The following is a 5,643-nucleotide window of genomic DNA, read 5'->3' on the forward strand; positions in this document are numbered from 1 at the left end:
ACTACTGGGGCTTGTTAACAATGAAACATTCCCGGAGGAAACAAAATAAAGGGACGCAAACGCCATAGTGTTCTGGATACACAAGGCACTCTAGTGCACGGTACTGTTGATGACGCTAATCAATATAATACAGTAGGAGAGTGAAATGTTTTTTAAGAGCCTCTGTAACAATTGTTCTTAATTTCATCACCCACTTTTTATTGTTTTTTAGTTGAATTTCTCGATTCTCGAATCTAAAACATATTTCTAGGGCAAAAAAACGGAACACACGCAAGAGGAACACCCATTGGCTGAAGAAAGTGTCCATGCCTTTCATGATTTAACTTTTTATAAAAAACGGGGCTTATTCTTCGGAAATGTATAGTAAAAGAAGTTGAATTGTAAAATATAGTTCATCTGATTGAAAGAAGTGTTGATATAGGCTAGAGCCTGTCGATATTTAAGTTTTCTTTAGAATTATGAGTGATACAGCAAAATGAAGAAAGGAAAGAAAGGCGTGTGCCAGTGTGTCATATCTGGGGTGCAAAGTGCCTGAAATGGGTTAACTTGTTGAACATTCGCTCGTCTAGAGTGCGTTCTTTATAAAGATTTGCGTCAAATTCTCTGAAATTTTTTCGCATGAATCTTGGGGAGATGATGGCTTTGCATAATGAAGAATGTCATCGACATCGTAGCCTTTATCCGTCAATAGCGTTTTAAAGTCAAAATTCTCCATTAAATCAAAGGCTTTTGTATAGCCAGAACACTAACCAGGCGATAGAATGGATCTGATGGGGTTACCTAAAGTATCCTATGCGGCGTGGGTCTGCGTGCTAAAACCGAGTGCTGAGCGCCTCAGTTCTTGCTCTTGTGTAAAAACTATTGACTCTATTTTTTTCTGGAACCCACGGCGTGTTGATGGGCGCGCATTATTGTGGAGTCAATCATAATCCATTCCATATCAGCATCTGCCGTAAAGGTATTGAAGATCATTTGCGATACACTGGCTTTGGAACATCTTATCAACCGTTTGTGAACACTCGACAATTTTTCGTAAAATTCTGGCAATGTACGCCACGCTGCATCCTTTTGGGCAATCCACATCACGGCATTGATAAATTTCTGGTTATCGCCTTACCAGCACGTCCTGAATTTCTTTCTTTCTCAGGCAAACTTTCTTTTATTCCTTCTTATTGGTCGTCTCGTATTCCGTGTAATCTTATCTCCTGTTGTAACTAAGCACCTTAATCTTACAACAGTTAATTGTAAATATGGACACACTCTAGATTGCAACAGTACTTTGTACGCAAGTATCCTTTATATCGAGCGCGATACTTCAAACACAAGACATTGTCTGGTTGGAAGGAAAAGTGTTTCAAAAAAGAAGAAATGGTTTATGGATGAATCAAGCGTTGCGTTGCTTTGGTAACGTCAAAAATCTTTTCAGCGTATCAAAAAACATTTTTTCTGTGTTTAAGGAATTATTCTCGAATAATTAACACAAAATTATCTATATTTTATATCACCCTTTTTTTATCGTGACTATACTGTTTCATTAACTATTCTACACCCTTAGTCTACTTCTTTATTGATACAAGCGAGTAAAGCCCTTGACGGTCTGTAAATTTACAGATACTCTGGACGCATATGGTTTATATTGCCGTTCTTATGCGTGAGCATCGCAAGCAAGATTTTTTACTGTGGATGCTTTCCATCTTTTTAGCTTTGGGGTGGATGCAAGGGTGTGGTATTTTATCTTTTAACGCTCAAGATCGCACGTTTTCCCAAACTTTAGATGATAACGCTATTCGGCTTAAAATTTCTCAAGAACTTTTATTGCATGATTCTAAGGCTTTAGACGGGGTGGAGGTTTTGGTATATCGGGGTGTTGTAGTGTTGGTAGGGAGCGTTTCCAATCCAGGACTAAAAACGGAAGCGGGAAAATTGGCTGAGCAGGTAAGTAGTGTAAGCAAGGTATGGAATGAATTATGCATCGGTGAAGAATCTTTTACAGATTACCTAAGTGATGGATTGATGGAGAAAAAAATTAAGGCAAGTTTTATTATGGATGGTAGAATTAGGGTGGAGAATTATAACTTACGGGTATTTAAAGGAATTCTTTATGTCCTGGGCAGCGCTTCTGGCCCTGAGGAATTAAAACGCTTGAAATATCATGTAGATCAGTTTTCTTTACGGGATGCAAAATATTTTGTTACTTTTTCATCGTCTAAGGATACTAAAAAATGAAAAAAAGTGTCAGCTTCTTGAAAAAACTTAGCGTGTATCTAGGAAAAAATACTTTAATTTTTTTGCGAAATTTAGGCGGAAGGGGAGTGTTTTTTGCTAACGTTCTATATTCTGGAAAAGGACCTTTTATAAATTATAGAGTTTTTATAAACTTATTTGCTCAATATTTTTGGTATTCTTTACCCCTAGTAGGGATGACAGCGATATGTGCAGGAATGGTGTTGGCATTACAAAGCGCCCAGTCTATGCATGGCTTTGATGCTTCTGGTGTTCAGGTAGAGCTTGTGGTTTTTGCTATTTTAAGGGAATTAGGTCCTATTCTCGCGGGATTAATGGTGGCAGGGCGTCTTGGTTCTTCTATCGCGTCCGAGCTCTCCAGTATGGCTGTAACGGATCAAATTAATGCGCTTGTTAGTGTGGCAGTATCTCCATTTTATTACTTAATTCGTCCAAAAATCAGTGCTGCATTATGTGTCCTGCCTTTATTAACTTTATTTTCTGACCTTATGGGAATTTTTGGAGGATATATTACTTGCGTACTAAAACAAGGAATGCATGGTCCTCAATATTTGGGATATGCGTGGAATATTATTCAGTGGAGTGACGTAGAGGTTGGACTTTACAAATCTTTTTTTTTCGCTTTTATTATTGGTTTTGTGGCGTGTTATGAAGGGCTCAATGCTCCTCCTAGCGCTTTGGGAGTGGGGATATCTGCACGAAAAAGTGTTGTAATTTCTTCTCTTCTAATATTATTTATAAACTATTGGGTTACCTTTTTTTATTACCGTTAGTATTGGATATTCGTCACTGGAAGTAGAAAAATACTATAAAAATAGCCATACATTTCGGTTAGAACTTATTTCCCCAAGCTATTAGATAGCCGTAGCTATGGGATATTATTTCAACGCGTTAAGCGTCTATATTTTAACTTATATAGAAATTTACCTTAAGAACGGGATTAGAGTTATTATAATGATCAGAGAATAAGAAAAAGACACTAGAGCCTCGACTTAAAGGAAACAAAAATAGAATACATAAAATTGGGTAATGATCTCAAAAGACAAGTGTAGAATAGTTATGGTGAGTAAAAGTAGTGTAGGTAGAGGGTGAAGACGGTATGAAACACAAAGAGCACTCAAACTTAAGGTGCGATTAGGAAGAAAAAGAACCATAGATCCCAATTCGCTAAAAATGTACGTTGAAAATAATAAAGCTAGAATATCTGTAAAGATCCCTGAGCTAAATTTTTTGCATGTAGTAATACTGATTTTTTTAGATTATTCTTTACAACGTTTTTACGCTAAATGTATTGTATCGCATTACTTGACTATTTAAGAAAGCGGTAATAAGCAAAGCTGTATCAATACTTTATTGCTTAGTGAATGCTCTCCTTTTTTAGTATAATATTTTTTGGCTAAAGTTTACCAGACTCGAAATGATATATCGATAGATAACGTCATGCTTACCGTTAGAAAATTTTTCATCAGTAGGTCTGATTTCACAAATTTATTTATGTATTTAATTCATTTTTTTAGGTATACTATGCTGAACTATTTTTTATTTAATCAATTAAAATTGTGCAAAAAATATTTTACAGTCACTCTTTTAAATGGGGAATTTGGACGGTACTTATAGGAACATTGTTCTCTACAGTTTGGATTTTACTGAAAGATTGGCAAACCTGCAAAAGCATTAGAAGTTTGCGTAATGTCCAAAGTGATCATGTTGAAAAAATAAAAATTTTTTCTTTAGATCAAAAAAAATGTCCGTACACTGTTTTCGCTGAAAAGCTTCAAGCAAGTCACTTTTTAGCGCCTCCCCATTCAATTTATTATCGTTTATTGAAGCCACAAGTAGTCCTAGAAACACGCCATTATCGATTTCAAATGAAGAGCCACTTTGGATCTTTTTTTTTTTCCGCATCATTTGGACTTATTTAAAAATGTTACATTGTATGACACCGCTCCTGAGTTATTTTATAAACTCACAACACAAAGTGCATCCATTAATCTTAAATCTCAAAAAATTTTTGGAGAAGAGTCAGTATTAGGAGAGTGTATCTATGGAACGTTTTCAGGACAAGCGTTTATGATAGACAAAAAGGGAAAAGTTTTAAGCATCAAAGGGCCTTGTACTATTCGTTTTTTAGGATATACAAAAAGTTCTAGACGCTAGAATTTTATAGTGGCGTAGCGAGTTCAGGTCCCTTTCGTGAAAAAAATTTGATCAAAATGTAACCACAGCTACCAAATAAACTGTAATAATAATGTTTTGAACGTAGTAATTTAGCTTAAGAACGGGATTAGAGTTATTATAATGATCAGAGAATAAGAAAAATACACTAGAGCCTCGACTTAAAGGAAACAAAAATAGAATACATAAAATTGGGTAATGATCTCAAAAGACAAGTGTAAAATAGTTATGGTGAGTAAAAGTAGTGTAGGTAGAGGGTGAAGACGGTATGAAACACAAAGAGCACTCAAACTTAAGGTACGATTAAGAAGAAAAAGAACCATACATCCCAATTCGCTAAAAATGTACGTTGAAAATAATAAAGCTAGAATATCTGTAAAGACCCCTGAGCTATGTAACGCAAGCATTAGTGAAGCTTGACCTATACCTCTGGGGAGGCGTGGGAAGGAATACATATCCAGAGACAATCAACGATATAGTGCCTGAACGTTTTGTATAAAGTGACGAGCATGGTATAAAGCCAAATAACTATAAAATAGTTATAAAGAATAGCGCGTCAATTGAAGAATTTTTAGCACTTCTGATCTGTTGAGCGTGAGTCCATTGTTTCTCAATGGGATTACGGTCAAGCGAATAAGGCGGTAAGTAAAGTATGACCAGCATCCTTAATCATTTTTTACCTAGCTTTACCTTGATGGAAAGCTAGTGGGCTATAGAAACGTTTCAGGGAGGGGCCACCTCATAAAAAATTTTGTTGCAAGATACGAAAAAGTATGTCGTCACTCCAGCCCCCTCATTTTTCTGAACCGCTTGATTGATTATCTTGGCATCTGAGTTTGTTCAGAGCTATATGCGTGATTATCGCCTAACGTGGGGAGCGTTTTCTTTTCGTGTGCTCCTTTGATCCTCACCAAATGACCTCTGTACTAGCCAATGTAAGGCCCAATGGCTTTTAATATATGAGAGCATTGTTTCAGGACTAACTTCTAAAGAAGACACATACTACCGCACTGCACTAGAACACTTGCCTTTTATCTCAGGAATCGATTCTATCTGCGCAATGCTTTTAATGGAAAGAACATTAGGTGTATTTAAGATGAGCCATTGACTATCCTGACTTAACGAGCATTTTCTCACTTCAATCCTAGCGTGCCCCTTATCATAATTTGAGCAATATTTAATCTTTTCTAAGGATGCTTTTTCAAAATATAGCTTCACATCATC

4 protein-coding genes and 1 pseudogene are annotated in these 5,643 nt (G+C 36.2%); 3 read left to right on the forward strand and 2 right to left on the reverse strand.

The window, feature by feature from the left end:
* Positions 1-439 precede the first annotated feature (439 nt).
* Positions 440-1,163 (reverse strand): annotated as a pseudogene (locus tag HCUR_RS10230) (IS5 family transposase).
* A 463-nt stretch (positions 1,164-1,626) separates the two neighbouring features.
* Here HCUR_RS10230 and HCUR_RS04485 point away from each other — a divergent pair.
* The 3 genes from HCUR_RS04485 (at position 1,627) to HCUR_RS04500 (ending at position 4,401) form a co-directional block, all read left to right on the forward strand.
* Complete coding sequence (locus HCUR_RS04485; RefSeq protein ID WP_104206945.1) at positions 1,627-2,226, forward strand: BON domain-containing protein; 600 nt, start codon at positions 1,627-1,629, stop codon at positions 2,224-2,226.
* A complete protein-coding gene (locus HCUR_RS04490; RefSeq protein ID WP_104206946.1) occupies positions 2,223-3,017 on the forward strand; it encodes an MlaE family ABC transporter permease in 795 nt (264 codons plus the stop codon). The genes HCUR_RS04485 and HCUR_RS04490 overlap by 4 nt, the downstream gene beginning before the upstream one ends.
* 1,108 nt (positions 3,018-4,125) lie before the next feature.
* Entirely contained in the window at positions 4,126-4,401 is a 276-nt protein-coding gene (locus HCUR_RS04500; RefSeq protein WP_129591910.1) for a hypothetical protein, read from the forward strand.
* A gap of 1,020 nt (positions 4,402-5,421) precedes the next feature.
* Here HCUR_RS04500 and HCUR_RS08615 read toward each other — a convergent pair.
* Positions 5,422-5,643 (reverse strand): hypothetical protein (locus HCUR_RS08615; RefSeq protein ID WP_165780757.1); only part of this gene is annotated, 222 nt, incomplete at its 5' end.

Origin of the sequence: Holospora curviuscula, assembly GCF_002930195.1 — a bacterium.
Classification (GTDB): Bacteria; Pseudomonadota; Alphaproteobacteria; order Holosporales; family Holosporaceae; genus Holospora; species Holospora curviuscula.